Annotated in this window: 21 protein-coding genes; 12 read left to right on the top strand and 9 right to left on the bottom strand. The window is 68.9% G+C overall.

Annotation, left to right across the window (positions count from 1 at the left end; all coding sequences use genetic code 11):
- Positions 1-50 precede the first annotated feature (50 nt).
- The 3 genes from FHS98_RS04890 (at position 51) to flgM (ending at position 1893) form a co-directional block, all read left to right on the top strand.
- A complete protein-coding gene (locus tag FHS98_RS04890) occupies positions 51-611 on the top strand; it encodes a DUF484 family protein (protein ID WP_167100906.1) in 561 nt (186 codons plus the stop codon).
- Positions 596-1519 carry a tyrosine-type recombinase/integrase gene (locus FHS98_RS04885; protein WP_167100903.1) on the top strand — a complete coding sequence of 308 codons (924 nt, stop codon included), beginning with the start codon at positions 596-598 and terminating at the stop codon, positions 1517-1519. The genes FHS98_RS04890 and FHS98_RS04885 overlap by 16 nt, the downstream gene beginning before the upstream one ends.
- 80 nt (positions 1520-1599) lie before the next feature.
- On the top strand, positions 1600-1893 hold the full coding sequence (flgM, locus tag FHS98_RS04880) for a flagellar biosynthesis anti-sigma factor FlgM (RefSeq protein ID WP_167100900.1): 294 nt from the start codon (positions 1600-1602) through the stop codon (positions 1891-1893).
- A gap of 22 nt (positions 1894-1915) precedes the next feature.
- Here the strand turns inward: flgM and gshB are convergent, their stop codons facing one another.
- From gshB to rsmI, 3 genes are all read right to left on the bottom strand, one after another.
- Positions 1916-2869, bottom strand: coding sequence for a glutathione synthase (gene gshB / locus FHS98_RS04875; protein WP_167100895.1), 954 nt, complete (start codon positions 2867-2869; stop codon positions 1916-1918).
- Positions 2870-3031: 162 nt separating this feature from the next.
- The gene (locus FHS98_RS04870; protein ID WP_167100890.1) at positions 3032-3382 is read right to left on the bottom strand and encodes a YraN family protein; all 351 of its coding nucleotides are present in this window, start codon (positions 3380-3382) and stop codon (positions 3032-3034) included.
- Positions 3379-4218 carry a 16S rRNA (cytidine(1402)-2'-O)-methyltransferase gene (gene rsmI / locus FHS98_RS04865; protein ID WP_243847864.1) on the bottom strand — a complete coding sequence of 280 codons (840 nt, stop codon included), beginning with the start codon at positions 4216-4218 and terminating at the stop codon, positions 3379-3381. The genes FHS98_RS04870 and rsmI overlap by 4 nt, the downstream gene beginning before the upstream one ends.
- A 10-nt stretch (positions 4219-4228) precedes the next feature.
- Here rsmI and FHS98_RS04860 point away from each other — a divergent pair, with 10 nt between their 5' ends.
- Positions 4229-5416 (top strand): penicillin-binding protein activator, encoded by a 1188-nt coding sequence (locus FHS98_RS04860; RefSeq protein ID WP_167100881.1) that lies wholly within the window; start codon positions 4229-4231, stop codon positions 5414-5416.
- A 30-nt stretch (positions 5417-5446) separates the two neighbouring features.
- A complete protein-coding gene (locus FHS98_RS04855) occupies positions 5447-5806 on the top strand; it encodes a DUF1428 domain-containing protein (protein ID WP_167100877.1) in 360 nt (119 codons plus the stop codon).
- Between the two features lie 128 nt (positions 5807-5934).
- Here the strand turns inward: FHS98_RS04855 and hemW are convergent, their stop codons facing one another.
- The 3 genes from hemW to rph form a co-directional block, all read right to left on the bottom strand.
- Positions 5935-7086, bottom strand: a complete 1152-nt coding sequence (gene hemW / locus FHS98_RS04850; protein ID WP_167100874.1) for a radical SAM family heme chaperone HemW — start codon at positions 7084-7086, stop codon at positions 5935-5937.
- 122 nt (positions 7087-7208) lie between these two features.
- Positions 7209-7811, bottom strand: coding sequence for an RdgB/HAM1 family non-canonical purine NTP pyrophosphatase (gene rdgB, locus FHS98_RS04845; RefSeq protein ID WP_167100869.1), 603 nt, complete (start codon positions 7809-7811; stop codon positions 7209-7211).
- The gene (rph, locus tag FHS98_RS04840) at positions 7808-8524 is read right to left on the bottom strand and encodes a ribonuclease PH (RefSeq protein ID WP_167100865.1); all 717 of its coding nucleotides are present in this window, start codon (positions 8522-8524) and stop codon (positions 7808-7810) included. Before rph ends, rdgB begins: the two co-directional genes overlap by 4 nt.
- Before the next feature lie 119 nt (positions 8525-8643).
- Here rph and hrcA point away from each other — a divergent pair, with 119 nt between their 5' ends.
- The 3 genes from hrcA to FHS98_RS04825 all read left to right on the top strand — a co-directional run bounded on the left by hrcA (position 8644) and on the right by FHS98_RS04825 (position 11134).
- Positions 8644-9687 carry a heat-inducible transcriptional repressor HrcA gene (gene hrcA, locus FHS98_RS04835; protein ID WP_167100861.1) on the top strand — a complete coding sequence of 348 codons (1044 nt, stop codon included), beginning with the start codon at positions 8644-8646 and terminating at the stop codon, positions 9685-9687.
- Entirely contained in the window at positions 9684-10250 is a 567-nt protein-coding gene (gene grpE / locus FHS98_RS04830) for a nucleotide exchange factor GrpE (RefSeq protein ID WP_167100855.1), read from the top strand. Before hrcA ends, grpE begins: the two co-directional genes overlap by 4 nt.
- 104 nt (positions 10251-10354) lie before the next feature.
- Positions 10355-11134 (top strand): hypothetical protein, encoded by a 780-nt coding sequence (locus FHS98_RS04825; protein WP_167100850.1) that lies wholly within the window; start codon positions 10355-10357, stop codon positions 11132-11134.
- A 36-nt stretch (positions 11135-11170) separates the two neighbouring features.
- Here the strand turns inward: FHS98_RS04825 and dnaJ are convergent, their stop codons facing one another.
- Together dnaJ and dnaK are read right to left on the bottom strand one after the other, a co-directional pair.
- The gene (dnaJ, locus tag FHS98_RS04820) at positions 11171-12295 is read right to left on the bottom strand and encodes a molecular chaperone DnaJ (protein WP_167100847.1); all 1125 of its coding nucleotides are present in this window, start codon (positions 12293-12295) and stop codon (positions 11171-11173) included.
- Positions 12296-12361: 66 nt separating this feature from the next.
- A complete protein-coding gene (dnaK, locus tag FHS98_RS04815; RefSeq protein ID WP_167100844.1) occupies positions 12362-14257 on the bottom strand; it encodes a molecular chaperone DnaK in 1896 nt (631 codons plus the stop codon).
- 167 nt (positions 14258-14424) lie between these two features.
- Here dnaK and FHS98_RS04810 point away from each other — a divergent pair, with 167 nt between their 5' ends.
- The 4 genes from FHS98_RS04810 to queG all read left to right on the top strand — a co-directional run bounded on the left by FHS98_RS04810 (position 14425) and on the right by queG (position 17163).
- On the top strand, positions 14425-14877 hold the full coding sequence (locus FHS98_RS04810) for a copper chaperone PCu(A)C (RefSeq protein ID WP_167100841.1): 453 nt from the start codon (positions 14425-14427) through the stop codon (positions 14875-14877).
- Positions 14878-14881: 4 nt separating this feature from the next.
- Positions 14882-15349, top strand: coding sequence for a vgr related protein (locus FHS98_RS04805; RefSeq protein WP_167100836.1), 468 nt, complete (start codon positions 14882-14884; stop codon positions 15347-15349).
- Positions 15350-15419: 70 nt separating this feature from the next.
- Positions 15420-15959, top strand: coding sequence for a CVNH domain-containing protein (locus tag FHS98_RS04800; RefSeq protein WP_208402021.1), 540 nt, complete (start codon positions 15420-15422; stop codon positions 15957-15959).
- A gap of 70 nt (positions 15960-16029) precedes the next feature.
- On the top strand, positions 16030-17163 hold the full coding sequence (queG, locus tag FHS98_RS04795) for a tRNA epoxyqueuosine(34) reductase QueG (RefSeq protein WP_167101725.1): 1134 nt from the start codon (positions 16030-16032) through the stop codon (positions 17161-17163).
- Here queG and FHS98_RS04790 read toward each other — a convergent pair.
- Entirely contained in the window at positions 17138-17527 is a 390-nt protein-coding gene (locus FHS98_RS04790) for a hypothetical protein (RefSeq protein ID WP_167100823.1), read from the bottom strand. The genes queG and FHS98_RS04790 overlap by 26 nt on opposite strands.
- Positions 17528-17571 lie beyond the last annotated feature (44 nt).

Here is a 17571-nt window from a genome sequence, read left to right as displayed (position 1 = left end):
CCGCCCAGAGGGGCCATTTCCTTTTAACCAGCCTGCGCTAAGCTCCTCTCATGGGTATCGTCATCGATTTCCAGGACTGGACCGTCGCGAGCCTTCGCGCGCGCGTCGCGGAGGTCGAGGAGGCGAACCAGGATCTCATCGCCTTCGCGCGCGGCCATTCGGGCGCGGTGGCGGCGATCCATGCCGCCGTGCTCGCCGCGATCGAGGCGGACAGCCTCGAACATCTCGTCCACATCGTCACGCAGGACTGGCCGGACATTCTCGGCGTCGATGCCGTCGCACTGGCGCTGCATGTCGGAGAGACGGGGCTGCGCGCCGATTCCAACGGGCTCAACTATGTCGACCGGCGGGTGATCGGGCGGATCATGCGCGGGCTGGAGGGGGTCGTCCTGCGCGGCGTCGAGCAGGGGCATCCGCTGTTCGGCCCGGCCGCGCCGCTGATCCGGGCGGAGGCGCTGGTGCGGCTCGATCATCCGGCGCCGCACGCCTGCGGCCTGATCGCGCTCGGCCAGCGGGCGGAGCAGCGTTTCGAGACGCGCCACGGGTCCGAGCTGCTCGCCTTCCTCGGCGCGACGCTGGCGCGTATGGTGGGGCGGTGGCTGCTTCCCTGACCCTAGCCGATCATCCGGCCCGCCTCATCGCCGCCGCCTTCGGAGAACATCTCGCCCGCACCCGGTTGCGCTCGGCGCATACGGTGCGCGCCTATCTCGCGACGGCGCACCGGCTGGTCGCCTTCCTCGGCGAGCATCGCGGCGAGGCGGTGGACGCGGCCATGCTCGCCGCGCTCGACGCGGCGGACCTGCGGGCCTATCTGGCGCGGCGGCGCGATGTCGGCGGGCTCACCAATGCGTCGGCCGCGCGGGAGCTGTCGGCGGTGCGTGCCTTTCTCGATTTCGCCAACGGGAGCCCGGCGGCGACGCCCCGCATCCGCGCGCCGCGCGTCAAGAAGGGCGTGCCACGCCCAATCGCGCCCGCTGAGGCGAAGGCGCTGGCCCATGACGCCGCCGACGCGCAGGACAAGCCCTGGCTTGCCAGGCGCGACCTCGCGGTGCTGCTGCTGCTCTACGGGGCGGGGCTTCGCGTGGGCGAGGCGATGGCGCTCGACGCGCGTCTCCTCCCGCTCGGCGAGACGATCATGGTGACGGGCAAGGGCTCCAAGCAGCGCGTCGTTCCGCTGCTGCCCGTCGTGCGGGAGGCGATTGCGGAATATGTGCAGGAATGTCCTTATCCGCTGACCCCCGGCACGCCGCTGTTCCGGGGAGCGCGGGGCGGCGGGCTCGATGCCGGGATCGTCCGCCGGGCGGTGCGTGCCGCCCGCGTGCGGCTGGGGCTGCCGGAGCGGACGACGCCGCACGCGCTGCGCCACAGCTTCGCCACCCATCTGCTGGCCGGAGGCGCGGATTTGCGCCAGTTGCAGGAGCTGCTCGGCCATGCGAGCCTCTCCTCCACGCAGATCTACACGGCCGTCGACGCTGCCCGCCTGATGGACGTTTACAGGGCGGCGCATCCCCGAGCGTAAAAATTTGCTGAAGCCGATTTAAGTTTGCCGGGAAGCGGTCGTTACCCGTCGTGAAGCACCCACGGGACTGGAGCACGACAATGGATGGCATCGAGAAGGCGGGAGGAGCTGAGCCGATCCGGCTTCGGCCTGTTTCGTCGACGACGCCGGCGGCCCCCGTGGCGCCCGCCACGCCGGAAAAGCCGGTGACGTCGAGCGACGTGGCGAACCTCATCTCGCTTCTGGCGGGCTCGGCGCCGCCGATCGACACCAAGAAGGTCGAGGTCATCCGGTCGCTGATCGCGTCCGGCGCCTATCCCATCGATGAGCACGCTATCGCGGCTAAGATGCTGGCCCTCGACTTTCCCGGTCGCGGCGAGGACGCCGACGCCTGACAGGCGCGAGAAGACGAAGCGTTCAGCCCCGCGCCGCCGCGCGGGCTTCAATCGCTTCCCAGATCAGGGTGGGGGTGTCGGTGCCGTTGAACTTGTCGATGGCGACGATGCCCGTGGGCGAGGTGACGTTGATCTCGGTGAGGTAGCCCGCGATCACGTCGATCCCGACGAAGACCAGACCCCGCCTGGCGAGCTCTGGGCCTAGCTTCGCGCAGATTTCCAGCTCGCGCGGCGTCAGCTCGGTCTGCGCGCCCGATCCGCCGACGGCGAGGTTGGAGCGGATTTCGCCCGCCTTGGGCAGGCGGTTGACCGCGCCGGCCGGCTTGCCGTCGACCAGCACGATGCGCTTGTCGCCCTTTGACACGTCGGGGAGGAAGGCCTGCACCATGAACGGCTCGCGCCACACTTGACCGAACAGCTCGGTCAGCGCGGCGAGGTTGGCGTCCTTGCGCCCGACATGGAACACCGCCGAACCCGCATTGCCGTAGAGCGGCTTCACCACGACTTCGCCATGCTCGGCATGGAAGGCGCGGGCATCCTCCAGGCGGCGGGTAATCATCGTCGGCGGCATGAACTCGGCATAATCGAGCACGAACAGCTTTTCCGGCGCGTTGCGGACGGCGGCCGGGTCGTTCACCACCAGCGTTTCGTGCTGGATGCGCTCGAGCAGGTGCGTCGCGGTGATGTAGGCGAGGTCGAACGGCGGGTCTTGCCGCATCAGCACCACGTCGGTGTCGGCGCCGAGATCGAACGTCTCGACATCGCCGAACTGGAAATGCCCGCCCGCCACGCGCTGCACCGTCACCGGGCGCACCGGCGCAGTGACGCGCCCGTCGCGGTAGCTCAGATCACCGGCGGCATAATGGAAGAGCGTGTGGCCACGGGCCTGCGCCGAGAGCATCAGCGCGAAGGTGCTGTCCCCCGCGATGTTGATCGTCTCCATCGGGTCCATCTGGACGGCGACGCGAAGGCCCATGTCATTACGCTCCTGAGATTATGCCACCAGCAGATAGGGGGCCGACGCGCGTTCGTCACCTCCCGCCTTTGCGTCATCCCGGACTTGATCCGGGATCCAGGGCTTCAGGCGTGCCGCATGGAGCCCTGGATCCTGACGTTCGTCAGGATGACGGGAGACGGCTCACCCCTGCCAGACATGCTCCAGATGAACAGGCAGGCGGCCGGGCGCGATCAGCACGGCATCGATGCGGATATCGTCGCCGGGCTCGGCATAGCGGGGGATGAGAATCTCGGCCGCCGCCGCGACGCGGACCAGTCGCTGCCGGTCGAGCGCCAGGGCGAGCGCGGCGGCGTCGCGCCGGGCCTTCACCTCGACGAAGGCGAGGAGGCCGGGGCGGCGCGCCACAAGGTCCACCTCGCCGCGCGGCGTGCGGACCCGTTCGGCGAGGATGGTCCAGCCTTTCCCGCGCAGGAAGGTGGCGGCGATCGCCTCGGCCTGCCGGCCGCTGGCTTCCGCCGCCTGACGCTTCATGCCTGACCCTTGAGTTCCAGCGCGCGCTCGTAAAGCTCGTGGCGCGGGATGCCGGTGGCGTCCGCCACCTCCCGCGCGGCCTTGGCGATGGGCAGGCGGGAGAGGGCATCGGTCAGCATCGCGTCGATGTCCGCGGCCTGCGGAGGAGGCGCCTCGCCGGGCGGTCCGACGACGATCACGATTTCGCCCTTGGGCGCGTGCTCGGCATAGCGCGCGGCCAGCTCTTCGAGCGTGCCGGTGACGCATTCCTCGAACGCCTTGCTGATCTCGCGCGCGACCGCCGCGTCGCGTCGGCCCAGCACGGCCGCCATCACCGCGAGCGTCGCGCCGAGGCGGGGGCCGCTCTCATAGAAGACGAGGCTCGCGCGGAGCGCCTTCAGCTCGGCGAGGGTTTCGCTCTTGGCCTTCTCCTTCGGCGGCAGGAAGCCCGCGAACAGGAAGCGATCGGTCGGAAGCCCGGCGAGCGTCAGCGCGGCGATGGCGGCGCTCGGGCCGGGCAGCGTGACGATGCGATGCCCCGCCGCGCGCGCATCGCGGACCAGCTTGAAACCGGGGTCCGAGATCATCGGCGTGCCGGCGTCCGACACCAGCGCGATCGCCTCCCCGCCGAGTCGGGCGACCAATCCGGGGCGCACCCGGTCGGCATTATGGTCATGATAAGGGGTCATCGGCGTTTCCGTGCCGATGTGACGGAGCAATTTGGCGGTCACGCGCGTATCTTCCGCGGCGATCAGGTTCGCGCGGCTCAGCACGTCTGCCGCACGGGGCGTCAGGTCGCCAAGATTGCCGATCGGGGTCGCGACGATGTAGAGCCCGGGAGGGAGAGGATCGGTCATAGGGGATCTCATGGCAGAGGGCTTACGCGCATCGCAACCGGGGATCGCCTCGAAGACGGTGCGCTTTGGTGGATTGATGGCAGCGATGCTGCTGGCGGGTTGCGCCGGCGTGGTGCCGCACAAGCCCAATACGGGCGCGGGCAGGCCTGTGCCGCAGAAGCCCGTGCCGCAGCAAGGGCGCCTGCCGCAGGAAGCGCGCGATCGCGTCGCCGTGCTGGTGCCGCTCTCCGGCCCGAACGCGGCGGTGGGCCAGTCGATCGCCAACGCCGCCAACATGGCGCTGATCGACAGCGGCGGCGCGGGCGTGCGCCTCACCATGTACGACACCGGCACGGGCGCGGCGCAGGCTGCCCGCACCGCGCTGGCGGAGGGCAACAAGCTCATCCTCGGGCCGCTTCTATCCGAGGATGTGCGGCAGGTCGCGCCGGTGGCCGGGGCCGCGCACGTGCCGGTGCTGTCCTTCTCCAACGACATCGACGTGGCGGGGCATGGCGTCTATCTGCTCGGCTTCACGCCCACCCAGTCGATCGAGCGCGTGGTGGACTATGCCAAGTCGCGCGGGCTGACGCGCTTCGCGGCGCTGGTGCCCAACGGGCTTTACGGCCGCCGCGCCTCCAACGCGATGCTGAAGGCGGCGCAGGAGGCGCACGGCACCGTCGTCTCGATGCAGGGCTATGACCGTAGCGCCGCCTCGCTGGGCACGGCGATCCGCAAGCTGGGCGATCCCAAGGGCTATGACGCGCTGCTGATCGCGGACAGTGGCCGCATCGCGCTGGTGGCGGCGCCGCTGGTGCGCAAGTCGGGCAGCGGCGCGCGCCTGCTCGGCACCGAACTCTGGAACACCGAGCCGCAGCTCGCCGCCGCCAAGGCGCTGAGCGGAAGCTGGTTCGCCGCCGTGTCGGACGGGCTCTACACCCAGTTCGCGGCGAAATACCGCGCCCGCTTCGGCAAGAGCCCGTTCCGCCTGTCGAGCCTCGGCTATGATTCGGTGTTGCTGGCGGTCCGCATCTCGGCGGACTGGAAGCCGGGCACGCCCTTCCCGGAGGGGCGTCTCACCGACAAGGGCGGCTTCTCGGGCGTGGACGGCGCCTTCCGCTTCGATCGCGACGGCGTCGCCGATCGCGTGCTGGAGGTGAAGCAGATCGGAGCGGGCGGCGTCACGGTCGTCTCCGCGGCGGCGAGGGGCTTCGAGGACTGATCTCGGGCGGGGGCCAGGAGGAGTGACGCGATGAGCTATATTCAGGGCTTCGTGATCCCGGTCCCCGCAGAGAACAAGGAGGCCTATCGGGCGATGTGCGCCAAGGTGTGGCCGCTCTTCCGGGACTATGGCGCCGAGCGGATCGTCGAGTGCTGGGGCGACGCCGTGCCCGACGGCAAGCTGACCGATTTCCGCAAGGCGGTGCAGGCGCAGGAGGGCGAGGAGGTGGTCTTCGCCTGGATCGTCTGGCCGGACAAGGCGACCCAGGAAGCGGCTCACGCGAAGATGATGGCCGATCCCCGGATGGAGCCGAAAGAGCCGATTCCCTTCGACGGCAAGCGCATGATCTTCGGCGGGTTCGAGCCGATCTTCGATACTGACGAGGGATGAGGTTTTCTCCGCCTTTCCTCTTCATCCCGCGTTCCTCGTCATCCCGGACTTGATCCGGGATCCAGGGCTTCAGGCGTTTCCGTTCGCAGCTCTGGACCCCGGTGTTCGCCGGGGCGACGACGGAGCGCCTAGCGGACGATCTCCGCGAGGATGCCGTCGAGGAGGAGCATTCCGGGCTCGCGCACGGTGAGGCGATCGCCTTCGCGGGCAAGGAGTCCGTGGCCGGCGAGGCGGTCGATCGCCGCCGCGTCGACCATCGCGTCGATGGCGACGCCGGTAGCGGCGGAGACGGCCGCGAGGTCCAGCCCATCGTCGAGGCGCAGGCCCATCAGCAGCGCCTCTTCGGCGCGGGTGGGGCCGTCGAGCGGCTCCTCGCTCTCGATGCCATGGCCGTTGCGGGTGACCGCCGAGAGCCAGTTCTCGGGCTTCTTGCGGCGGAAGCTGGCGAGTTGCCCCCGCCGACCGTGCGCGCCGGGGCCGACGCCGAGATAATCGCGATAGCGCCAGTAAGCGAGGTTATGCCGGCTTTCCGCGCCGGGGCGGGCGTGGTTGGAGATTTCATAGGCCGGGATGCCCGCTTCGGTCGTCACCTGCCGGGTCAGCTCGAAGAGATGCGCCGCCTCGTCGGTGTCGAGCGTCGGCAACTCGCCCTTGGCCGCCAGCGCCGCAAAGCGCGTGCCGGGCTCGATGGTGAGCTGGTAGAGCGAGAGATGCTCGGTGCCGAAGCCGAGCGCACGGTTCAGTTCCGCCAGCCACTCGGCCTCGGATTGGTACGGCCGCGCATAGATCAGATCGACGCTGACTCGCCCGAACGCCGCCTGCGCGACATCGAGCGCGGCGAGGCTCTCCGCCACGCCATGCGCGCGGCCGAGGAAGTGCAGCGCTTCGTCGTCGAGCGCCTGCAAGCCCAGCGAGACACGGTTTACGCCCGCCGACGCCAGCGCATGGAAGTTCGCCGCCTCGACCGAGGAGGGGTTGGCCTCCAGCGTGATCTCGATGTCGTCGGAGAAGCCCCAGTGGCGCTCTGCTGCGTCCAGCACGGCCGCGACCGTCGAGGGCGCCATCAGCGAAGGCGTGCCCCCGCCGAAGAAGATCGAGCCGAGCGGCCGTCCGGGCGTCAGCGCGGCTTCATGCGCGAGGTCGGCGAGCAACGCGTCCCGCCACGCCGCCTCGTCGATCTCGGCGCGGACATGGCTGTTGAAGTCGCAATAGGGGCATTTGGAGACGCAGAACGGCCAGTGGACGTAGAGCGCCAGCGGGTTTGCGGTGTCGTTTTCCATTGTCCGTCGCTCCCGCGCAGGCGGGAGCCCATGTCTTTCGCTATCGGTCACATCGTTTGCCGATGCAGAGATAGGCTCCCGCCTGCGCGGGAGCGACGTTTTTCAGATTGGGCCATGCGGCCTCAGAACACCGCGGCCACCAGCTTGCGGAACGCATCCGCGCGGTGGCTCATCTCGTGCTTCTTCTCCGGGTCCATCTCGCCGAAGGTGATGTCGTGATGCCAGGGCTGGAACATCGGATCATAGCCGAAGCCCTTGTCCCCGCGCGGCGGCCAGACGAGGTGGCCGTCGACCCGGCCCTCGACCGTGACGATATGCCCATCCGGCCAGCACAGCGACAGGGCGCAGACGAAATGCGCGTCGCGGCCGGCATTGGCGCCCTGCTTGGCGATATTCTTCTCGACCAGCTCCATGGCGAGGCCGAAATCCTTCGTCTCCCCGGCCCAGCGGGCGGAGAAGATGCCCGGATCGCCGCCCAGCGCCTCCACGCACAGGCCGCTATCGTCGGCGAGCGCGGGGAGGCCGGTCAGGTCGGCCGAGAAGCGGGCCTTGAGTTCCGCATTGGCGGCGAAGCTGGTGCCCGTCTCCTCGGGCTCGGGCACGCCGAGATCGCCGGCGGACACCGGTTCGATCCCATACGGCCCGAGCAGGGCGGCGATCTCGCGGATCTTGCCCTTGTTGTGGCTGGCGATCACCAGCCTGCCGGGCTCCAGCTTGCGCTTCACCGTCCGGTGGCCTTGAGTTGGGCGGCGAAGATCTCGTCGCAGCCGATGCGCGCGAGGCGGAGCATCCGCAGCAGCGCTTCCTCGTCATAGGCCGCGCCCTCGGCGGTGGCCTGCACCTCGGCAAGGTTGCCGCCGGCGAGGAGCACGAAATTGCCGTCCACATGCGCGGCCGAATCCTCGATATAATCGAGGTCGAGTACCGGGGTGCCCTCATGCACGCCGCACGACACGGCGGCGACCTGCGTCCTGATCGGATCGGTGGCGAGCTTGCCGTCGGCCAGCAGCTTGTCCACCGCGAGGCGCAGCGCCACCCACGCGCCCGAGATCGACGCGGTGCGGGTGCCGCCATCGGCCTGGAGGACGTCGCAGTCGATGGTGATCTGGCGCTCGCCGAGCGCGGTCATGTCGACCACGGCGCGCAGCGAGCGGCCGATCAGGCGCTGGATTTCCTGCGTGCGGCCGGATTGCTTGCCCTTGGCCGCCTCGCGGTTGCCGCGGGTGTGGGTGGCGCGGGGCAGCATCCCGTACTCCGCCGTCACCCAGCCCTGGCCTTTGCCGCGCAGGAACGGCGGCACGCGCTCTTCCACCGAGGCGGTGACGAGCACCTTCGTGTCGCCGAAGGAGATGATGCAGCTCCCCTCGGCGTGGCGAGTGGCGTTGGGCTCGATGGTGATCGGGCGCATCTGATCGGGCGCGCGGCCGGAGGGACGCATGGAAGCTCCTGTGAAATGGGTGCGGGCGCTTTAGCTGCACGAGGCCCCGAGCGCCACCGTTGCGGAAGAAAGACACCAATTTGTTGAGCATCACGCCGCTTCTCCCTACATTCCCCGTGATGCCCGGACCCGCCGTCCCCGAACTGTCAGACCGCGCGCGGAGCGTGTTCCGCGTGGTGGTCGAATCCTATCTGCGTTCGGGCGCGCCGGTGGGCTCGCGGACGATCTCGCAGCTTTCGGGGCTGAACCTGTCGCCGGCCTCGATTCGCAACGTGATGCAGGATCTGGAGGAGGCGGGCCTGCTCGCGGCGCCCCACATCTCCGCCGGGCGGATGCCGACCGAGGTGGGCCTGCGCCTGTTCGTCGACGGCATGATGCAGGCGGACGAGCCCTCCGACGAGGAGCGCGCCGCGATCGAGCGCGGGATCGGCACGAACGGCCCGATCGAGGATGCGCTGGCGGCGGCCTCGGCGGTGCTCTCCGGGCTCTCGGCCTGCGCCGGGCTGGTGCTGGTGCCCAAGCAGGAGCCGGTGCTGCGCCAGTTCGCCTTCGTGCCGCTCAGCCGGACGCAGGCGCTTGCGGTGCTGGTCGGCGCGGACGGATCGGTCGAGAACCGTGTGGTGGCGGTGCCGCCGGGGACGACATCTTCCGCGTTGATCGAGGCGGCCAACTATATCAGCGCCGAGATGACCGGGCTGACGCTCGGCGAGGCGCAGGCGCGGCTTTCCGCCGAGATTGGGCTCGGCCGCGCGGCGCTCGATCGCGTCAGCCGCGATCTGGTCGAGCGCGGGCTCGCCGTCTGGTCCACCGACGGCGCCGAGCGACCGGTGCTGATCGTGCGCGGTCAGGCGAACCTGATCGATCCGGGCGCCGCAGAGGATCTGGAGCGCGTCCGCCAGTTGCTCGACGAGCTGGAGGGCAAGGAGGAAATCTCCCGTCTGCTCGACGGCGCACGGAACGGATCGGCGACCAAGATCTTCATAGGATCGGAGAACAAGCTCTTTTCCCTGTCGGGTTCCTCGATTATCGCCGCCCCCTACAGAGCCCGCGAGGGCAGGGTGGTGGGCGTGGTCGGCGTGATCGGCCCGACCCGGTTGAACTATGCTCGCGTGGTTCCCATGGTGGATTTCACCGCGCACGCGCTTTCCAGGTTGATGGCATGACTGACGAAAACAAGATGAACGAAACCGACGACACCCTCCGCGCCGAAACGGCGGCGGTCGCGCCCGAGCTTGCCGAGCATGACGCGCTCAAGGCCGAGCTGGAGGAGACCCGCAACCAGGTGCTCTATGTGCAGGCCGAGATGCAGAATCTCCGCCGCCGCACAGAGCGCGAGATGGCGGATGCCAAGGCCTATGCCACCACCGGCTTCGCGCGCGATCTGCTGTCGGTGGCGGACAATCTCGTCCGCGCGCTGGCGGCGATCCCGTCCGATCTGCGCGCCGACGAGAAGCTGAAGCCGCTCGTCACCGGCATCGAGATGACCGGCAAGGAGCTGGAGACCGTCTTCCAGCGCAACGGCATCACCCGCATCGAGGCGATCGGGCAGGCGCTCGATCCCAACAAGCATCAGGCGATCATGGAGATGGAATCGGCGGATGCCGCGCCGGGCACCGTGATCCACGAGATGCAGTCCGGCTGGATGATTAAGGATCGTCTGCTCCGCCCCGCGATGGTCGGCGTCGCCAAGGCGCCCGAGGGTGTCGGCATCGACATCAAGGCCTGATTTCCCGTTCCGCCGCCCCGGTTTCGGCCGGGGCGGCGTGAACATTACCGGGCGGACACCATTCGGATTGCCGCCGGTAATGTCGGCCTATAGATGGGGGCCTCATGCGTTCGGCGTCCTATCAGTCCTCGTCGTATCGCCCCGAGGCGTCGGTCCAGAGTCGGGCCGTTTCCTTCCTTCTGGCGTTCGGCTTCGCGCTGCTGATCGTATGGATGCTGATCGCCATGGGCGCGCTGCCGCCCGTGCTGAAGGACGCGCACAAGGCGATCACGCTGACGCTCTTCCCCGAGCAGGCCTCGCCGATCCCCAAACATTCGGTCGCCAAGACCAGCCACGCCGCGAGCGGCGCCTCCCCCCGCGCGCCGACGCCGCAGCCCAAGCCCACCGAGCAGGCGAAGACGCCGTCGCCGCCGGTGCCGTGGAACGTCATCCCGCTCACCCATGACGAGATGACCTCGGCGGACATCTCCAACAAGCCGACGCGTGCGCAGACCGCCGATGCCGCCACGCAGGGCGCCAACAGCGACGACAGCGGCCATGACAGCGTCGCGACCTACGGCCCCGGCGATGGGCCGGGCGGCGAACAGCTCTTCAATGCGGAATGGTATCGCCGGCCGAGCGACGCCGAGCTGGCCTTCTACATGCCCAAGAGCGGCCCCTCGACCGGCTGGGCGATGATCGCCTGCCGCACGATCGAGCGCTATCATGTCGATAATTGCCACGAGCTGGGTGAGACGCCGGGCTCCGGCCTCGCCCGCGCGCTGCGGGAGGCGGCGTGGCAGTTCCTCGTGCGGCCGCCCCGTATCGGGGGCAGGCCGCAGGTCGGCGCGTGGGTGCGTATCCGCTTCGATTTCACCCCACGCGCGCCGCACGACGCGGGCTGATTTTCGGGAAAGGGGAGAGGGGGAGCGGCCTATCGCCTACTCCCCGAACATGCCCTTGAGCTTGGCGAAGAAGCCGCTGGAGGCGGGGCATTCCTCGCCCGTCTCGGTCTCGCGGAATTCGGCGAGAAGCTCCTTCTGGCGGGCGGAGAGCCTGGTCGGCGTCTCGACCGCGATCTCTATCACCAGATCGCCGCGGCCGCGGCTGTTGAGCACCGGCATCCCCGATCCGCGATGGCGGAGCTGCTTGCCGGACTGGATGCCCGCCGGAATCTTGACCGTGATGATCTCGCCGTCGAGCCCCGGCACCTCGATCTCGCCGCCGAGCGCCGCCGTGGTGAAGCTGATCGGGCAACGCGCCGCCAGCGTCGTGCCGTCGCGCTCGAAGATCGAATGCCGCTTCACATGGAGGAAGATGTAGAGGTCGCCCGGAGGCGCGCCACGACCCCCGGCTTCGCCTTCGCCGGTCACGCGGATGCGCGTGCCCTCGTCGACGCCGGCGGGGATTTTCACCTCGAGCGTCTTCTCCCGGTCGATGCGGCCCTCGCCCCGGCAATTGGGGCAGGGGTCCGCGATCACCTGGCCCGCGCCATGGCAGGACGGGCAGGCGCGCTCGACCACGAAGAAGCCCTGCTGCGCGCGGACCTGACCGCGTCCGCCGCAGGTCTGGCAGGTGCGGGCCGCGGTGCCGGGCTTGGCGCCCGAGCCGCCGCACGGCTCGCAATTGGCGGCCACATCGAAACGGATCGTCTCGCTCTTGCCGTGGAAGGCCTCTTCGAGCGTGATTTCCAGATCATAGCGCAGGTCTGCGCCGCGCCGCGGGCCGCTGCGCTGACGGCCGCCGCCGCCCATGAACTCGCCGAACACGCTTTCGAAAATGTCCGAGAAGCCCTCGAAGCCCTGTGCGCCGCCGCCGAAGCCGCCATTGCCACCATTCTTGTAGGCGGCATGGCCGAACCGATCATAAGCCGCGCGCTTCTGCGGGTCTTTCAGGCAGTCATAAGCCTCGGAAATGGCCTTGAAGCGCGCCTCGGCCTCATGGTCGCCGGGATTGCGATCCGGGTGGAACTGCATGGCGAGCCGGCGATAGGACGTCTTCAGCGTCTTGTCGTCGGCGGTACGCTCGCATTCGAGCAGTTCGTAATAATCGATATCCAAGCTCAAGCCCCCGTGGGTGCCCGCGCGCGCCCAGCCCCGACAGGAGCCTGATGCGCGCGGGACGCCAACTTCTTACGCCTTGTTGTCGTCGACTTCCGAGAACTCGGCATCGACCACATCGTCGTTCTTCGGAGCTTCGGCGCCGGGCGAGGCCTGAGCCTGCTGCTCCTTCTCGTAGATCGCCTGGCCGAGCTTCATCGCGACCTGCGCGAGGGCCTGCGCCTTCTCGGACATCGCGGCGGCATCGCCACCCTCGACGGCGGTCTTGGCCTCGGCGACGGCGGCCTCGATCTCGGACTTGAGCGACGCATCGACCTTGTCGCCATGCTCTTCGAGCTGGCGCTCGGTCGAGTGGATCAGGCCTTCGGCGTTGTTCTTCGCCTCGGCCGCCTCGCGACGCTTCTTGTCCTCCTCGGCGAACTTCTCGGCGTCCTTCACCATCGTGTCGATGTCGGCATCCGAGAGGCCGCCCGAGGCCTGGATCTTGATCTGCTGCTCCTTGCCGGTGCCCTTGTCCTTGGCGTGGACGTTGACGATGCCGTTCGCGTCGATGTCGAACGTCACCTCGATCTGCGGCACGCCGCGCGGGGCCGGCGGGATGCCGATCAGGTCGAACTGGCCGAGCATCTTGTTGTCGGCCGCCATCTCGCGCTCGCCCTGGAAAACGCGGATCGTCACCGCGTTCTGATTGTCCTCGGCGGTCGAGTAGGTCTGCGACTTCTTGGTCGGGATCGTGGTGTTGCGATCGATCATGCGGGTGAACACGCCACCCAGCGTCTCGATGCCCAGCGACAGCGGCGTGACGTCGAGAAGGAGCACGTCCTTCACGTCGCCCTGGAGCACGCCCGCCTGCACGGCGGCGCCGATCGCGACCACCTCATCGGGGTTCACGCCGGTGTGCGGCTCCTTGCCGAAGAAGTCCTTCACGGCCTGGCGGACGCGCGGCATACGGGTCATGCCGCCGACGAGGACGACCTCGTCGATCTGGTCGGCCTTCATGCCGGCATCGGCGAGCGCCTTCTTCACCGGCTCCATCGTGCGACGGATCAGATCCTCGACGAGCTTTTCCAGATCGGCGCGGGTGATCGTCTTGACGAGGTGCTTCGGGCCGTTCTGGTCGGCGGTGATGAAGGGGAGGTTCACTTCCGTCGACTGGGCCGACGACAGCTCGATCTTCGCCTTCTCGGCCGCTTCCTTCAGGCGCTGAAGGGCGAGGCGATCCTTGGTGAGATCGATGCCCTCTTCCTTCTGGAAGCCTTCGGCGAGGTAGGACACGATCTTGGCGTCGAAGTCTTCACCGCCGAGGAAGGTGTCGCCGTTGGTGGACTTCACCTCGAACACGCCGTCGCCGATCTCGAGAACCGAGATGTCGAACGTGCCGCCGCCGAGGTCATAGACCGCGATCGTCTTGTTGTTGTCCTTCTCGAGGCCATAAGCGAGCGCGGCCGCGGTCGGCTCGTTGATGATGCGCAGGACTTCGAGGCCCGCGATCTTGCCGGCGTCCTTGGTCGCCTGACGCTGGGCGTCGTTGAAGTAGGCCGGAACCGTGATGACGGCCTGCGTGACGGTTTCGCCGAGATAGCTCTCGGCGGTTTCCTTCATCTTCTGAAGGGTGAAGGCGCTGATCTGCGAGGGCGAATAATCCTCGCCGCCGGCCTGCACCCACGCGTCGCCGTTCGGACCCTTCACGATGTGATAGGGGACCAGCTCCGTGTCCTTGCGGGTGATCGGGTCGTCGAAGCGGCGGCCGATGAGGCGCTTCACCGCGAAGACCGTGTTCGCCGGATTGGTCACAGCCTGGCGTTTCGCCGGCTGGCCGATGAGACGCTCGCCATCCTTGGTGAACGCCACGATGGACGGGGTGGTACGCGCACCCTCCGCATTCTCGATCACCTTGGGCTTGCCGCCCTCCATCACTGCGACGCAGCTATTGGTGGTGCCGAGATCGATACCGATAACCTTAGCCATTCATTATCCCCACAAACTCTCGAATCGTTCGACGAGCCGCCTGCCCCCCCTCGTCAAGCAGGCGGCCGACGGAATGCTCCGGTCGGCGATATAAGAATGCCTGCGCTTGCTGCAAGCGGGTGGCCGTTCTAATCCTGAAACTGCCACGATCGGGGACATATCTGTCGATGCGCCTTTCCCACGCCCTTCGCGCCTCACCCGCCCTTCTGCTCGCGCTGGCGGCGTGCCACGGCAAGGGGGACGCGCTGCACGCGGATCATGGCTGGGTGCGGCTGGCGGCGGTGCCGGGGCGGCCGGCGGCGGCCTATCTGACGATCCACGGCGGGCCGGAACCCGCGCGGCTGCTCGCGGTCGAAAGCCCGCAAGCCGGCTCCAGCGAGCTGCATCAGAGCATGGCCATGCAGGGCGGCGTGATGTCGATGCAGCGGCTCGACGGGGTCGACCTGCCGGCGAAGGGCGAGCTGAAGTTCGCGCCGGGCGGCTATCATGTCATGCTGTTCGGCGTGAATCCGCAGGTGAAGCCGGGCAGCCGCATCGGCCTCACCGTCCGCTTCGCCAAGGGGCCGCCGCTCACCCTCGACGCCAAGGTGGTCGGCGCGGGCGAAGACGCGCCCTACTGAGCCGATGGCGCGCGATCCCGGACGACCGCTGACCTCCGGCGAGCAGGCGCTGGCGGACAGGATGTTCGGGGATGCGATCGACGGCTCGGCGGTGCGGCTCCATCGCGCCTGCTGGTGGCCGTTCCAGCCCAACGGCGTGGTGATGGCGCCCGACGGCGACATCTGGTTCCACCCGGACGATAGCGTCTGGTGCGAGGATTTCGCCGAGGCGCCGCTTTCGGCGCAGGGGCTGCTGATCCACGAGCTGACCCATGTCTGGCAGGCGCAGCGCGGCGGGCGCTGGTTCCTGCCGCTCGCGCGCCATCCCTTCTGCCATTATCGCTACGAACTGGTGCCGGGGCGGCCATTCGGACGCTACGGCGTCGAGCAGCAGGCCGAGATCGTCCGCCACGCCTTCCTGATGCGGCAGGGCGCGCCCGTGGCGGGCAAGCCGGATCTGGCGACCTATGAGGCGCTGCTGCCGTTCGGCTGAGCGAGTGCCGGCCTTGCCGTTGCGCGGCCGTCATGAGACGGTGTGCCACCTGAAAAGGGGAGGGGTCCGAATGCGTGTTTCGCTCTGGTTCGCCGCGGCTGCGATGGCCGTCGTGCTTCCCGCCATGCCGGCAAGCGCCGCTCCGCGAGGCAGCTACATGCAGAGTTGCCAGAATGTCCGCGATGACGGCCGGACGCTGAGCGCCCAGTGCCGCGATCGCGACGGCCGCTATCAATACAGCTCGCTTCGCTATCGTGACTGCCGGGGCGAGATCAGCAATCAGGATGGCCGGCTCACCTGCACCGGGGGACGTCCGGGCAATGGCGGGGGCTGGGGTGGCGGCGACGGCCGGCCCGGAAATGACTGGGACCATGGCGGCCCCGGCAATGGCGGTGGATGGAATGATGGGCGTCCGGGCGACGGCTGGGGTGGCAATGCCTCGCTGCCGGGCGGCTCGTGGACGCGGAGCTGCCGCAACTCCGGGATGCGTGGCTCCACCCTCTATGCCGAGTGCAAGGGGTTGAAGCGCTGGCAGGATACGCGCCTCAACATGCGGAGCTGCCGCAGCGGGCGTGCGGGCAATCGCGAGGGCCAGCTCGTCTGCGAATGATGGGGACTTCGGGGGCGGCGGGATGATCGCCGCCCCTTGGCGCCGGCGCTCGGGGCGCTATCTGGGTGGGATGCCCGATTCCGCGCTCACCGAACGCCTGAAAGCCGAAGCCGCGCGGCTCGGCTTCGTCGCGTGCGGGGTGACGCGGACGGTGGACGACCCGCTGCCCGGCGAGCGGCTGCACCAATGGCTGGGCGAAGGCGCGCATGGCGACATGGGCTGGATGGAGGCGCGCGCCGATTGGCGGCGCTCGCCCGCCGCGCTGTGGCCGGAGGTGCGATCGGTGGTGGCGCTCGGCATGAGCTACGCCCCGCCCGAGAACCCGCTGCGGCTGGCGGACAGCCCCGAGACGGCGCGCATCTCGGTCTATGCGCAGGGGCAGGACTATCACGACACCGTCAAGAAGGCGTTGAAGGCGCTCGCCCGCTGGCTGGTGGCGGAAGGGGGCGGGCAGCTCAAGGTGTTCGTCGACACCGCGCCCGTCATGGAAAAGCCGCTGGCGATGGCCGCCGGGCTCGGCTGGCAGGGCAAGCACACCAATCTGGTCAGCCGCGAGCATGGGAGCTGGCTGCTGCTGGGAATGCTCTTCACCGAGCTGGAGCTGGAGCCGGATGCGCGTTCCCGCGACACTTGCGGTTCGTGCAACGCCTGTCAGGAGGCCTGCCCGACCGGGGCCTTCCCCGCGCCCTATCGGATCGATGCGCGGCGCTGCATCTCCTATCTCACGATCGAGCTGCATGGTCCCATCCCGCGCGATCTGCGGCCGGGGATCGGCAACCATGTCTATGGCTGCGACGATTGCCTGTCGGTCTGCCCGTGGAACAAATTCGCCGTGGCGGGACACGCCAATCTCGCCTTCGCGCCGCGCGCGGAGCTGGCGGCGCCGGATGTCGCGGACCTGCTGGCGCTCGACGATGCGAGCTTCCGCCAGATATTCTCGGGCTCGCCGATCAAGCGCATCGGGCGCGATCGGATGGTCCGCAACGCCGCGATCGTCGCGGGCAATAGCGGGGAGAGGGCGCTGGCCGCTCCGCTCGCGGCGCTGCTCGAGGATGAGGCGCCGGTGGTGCGGGGCGCGGCGGTGTGGGCGCTGGATCGGCTCGGTGCGCTGGAGCCTTACGCCGCGCGGGCCGGGGCCGAAACCGACGAGAGCGTGCGTGAGGAGTGGGCGGCGGCGCTTATGGCGCGGCCGAGCGGCGGCTGAGCGAGGCGATGCAGGAAGCGCGGTCCATGTCCTCGCCCGATGGCGTGCGCGCGTCGACATAGGTGACGACGGGCTCGCTTCCCGCCCTGGCCGGATAGAGATAGGCATCCAGCACGCAGGCCGGGCCGACGAACTGGAGCCGCTGCGCCTGCCCCTCATGTCCGTCGAGATCGGCTTCGCCGAACAGGGCGACGAGTTGCGCCTTCGTCTTGCCCATCACGCGTTCCAGCCCGGCCTCGTGGATTTTCACGGGCTTCGGCGCGACGGGCGGCGGCGCGGTTGCCGGCTTGGGCGCGGGCGTGGCGCAACCAGCGAGCAAAAGCGCCGGCACGAGCGGAAGGAGGAGAGGGCCGCGACGAATCATGCGCCTGATCTGCCACGGGAAATCGCGCGCGCAAACCGGGGAGC

The sequence above is a fragment of the Sphingomonas oligoaromativorans genome (assembly GCF_011762195.1).
Classification (GTDB): domain Bacteria; phylum Pseudomonadota; class Alphaproteobacteria; order Sphingomonadales; family Sphingomonadaceae; genus Solisphingomonas; species Solisphingomonas oligoaromativorans.
Note: the sequence above shows the minus strand (reverse complement) of the source record. Positions and strands in the feature narration are given on the sequence as shown.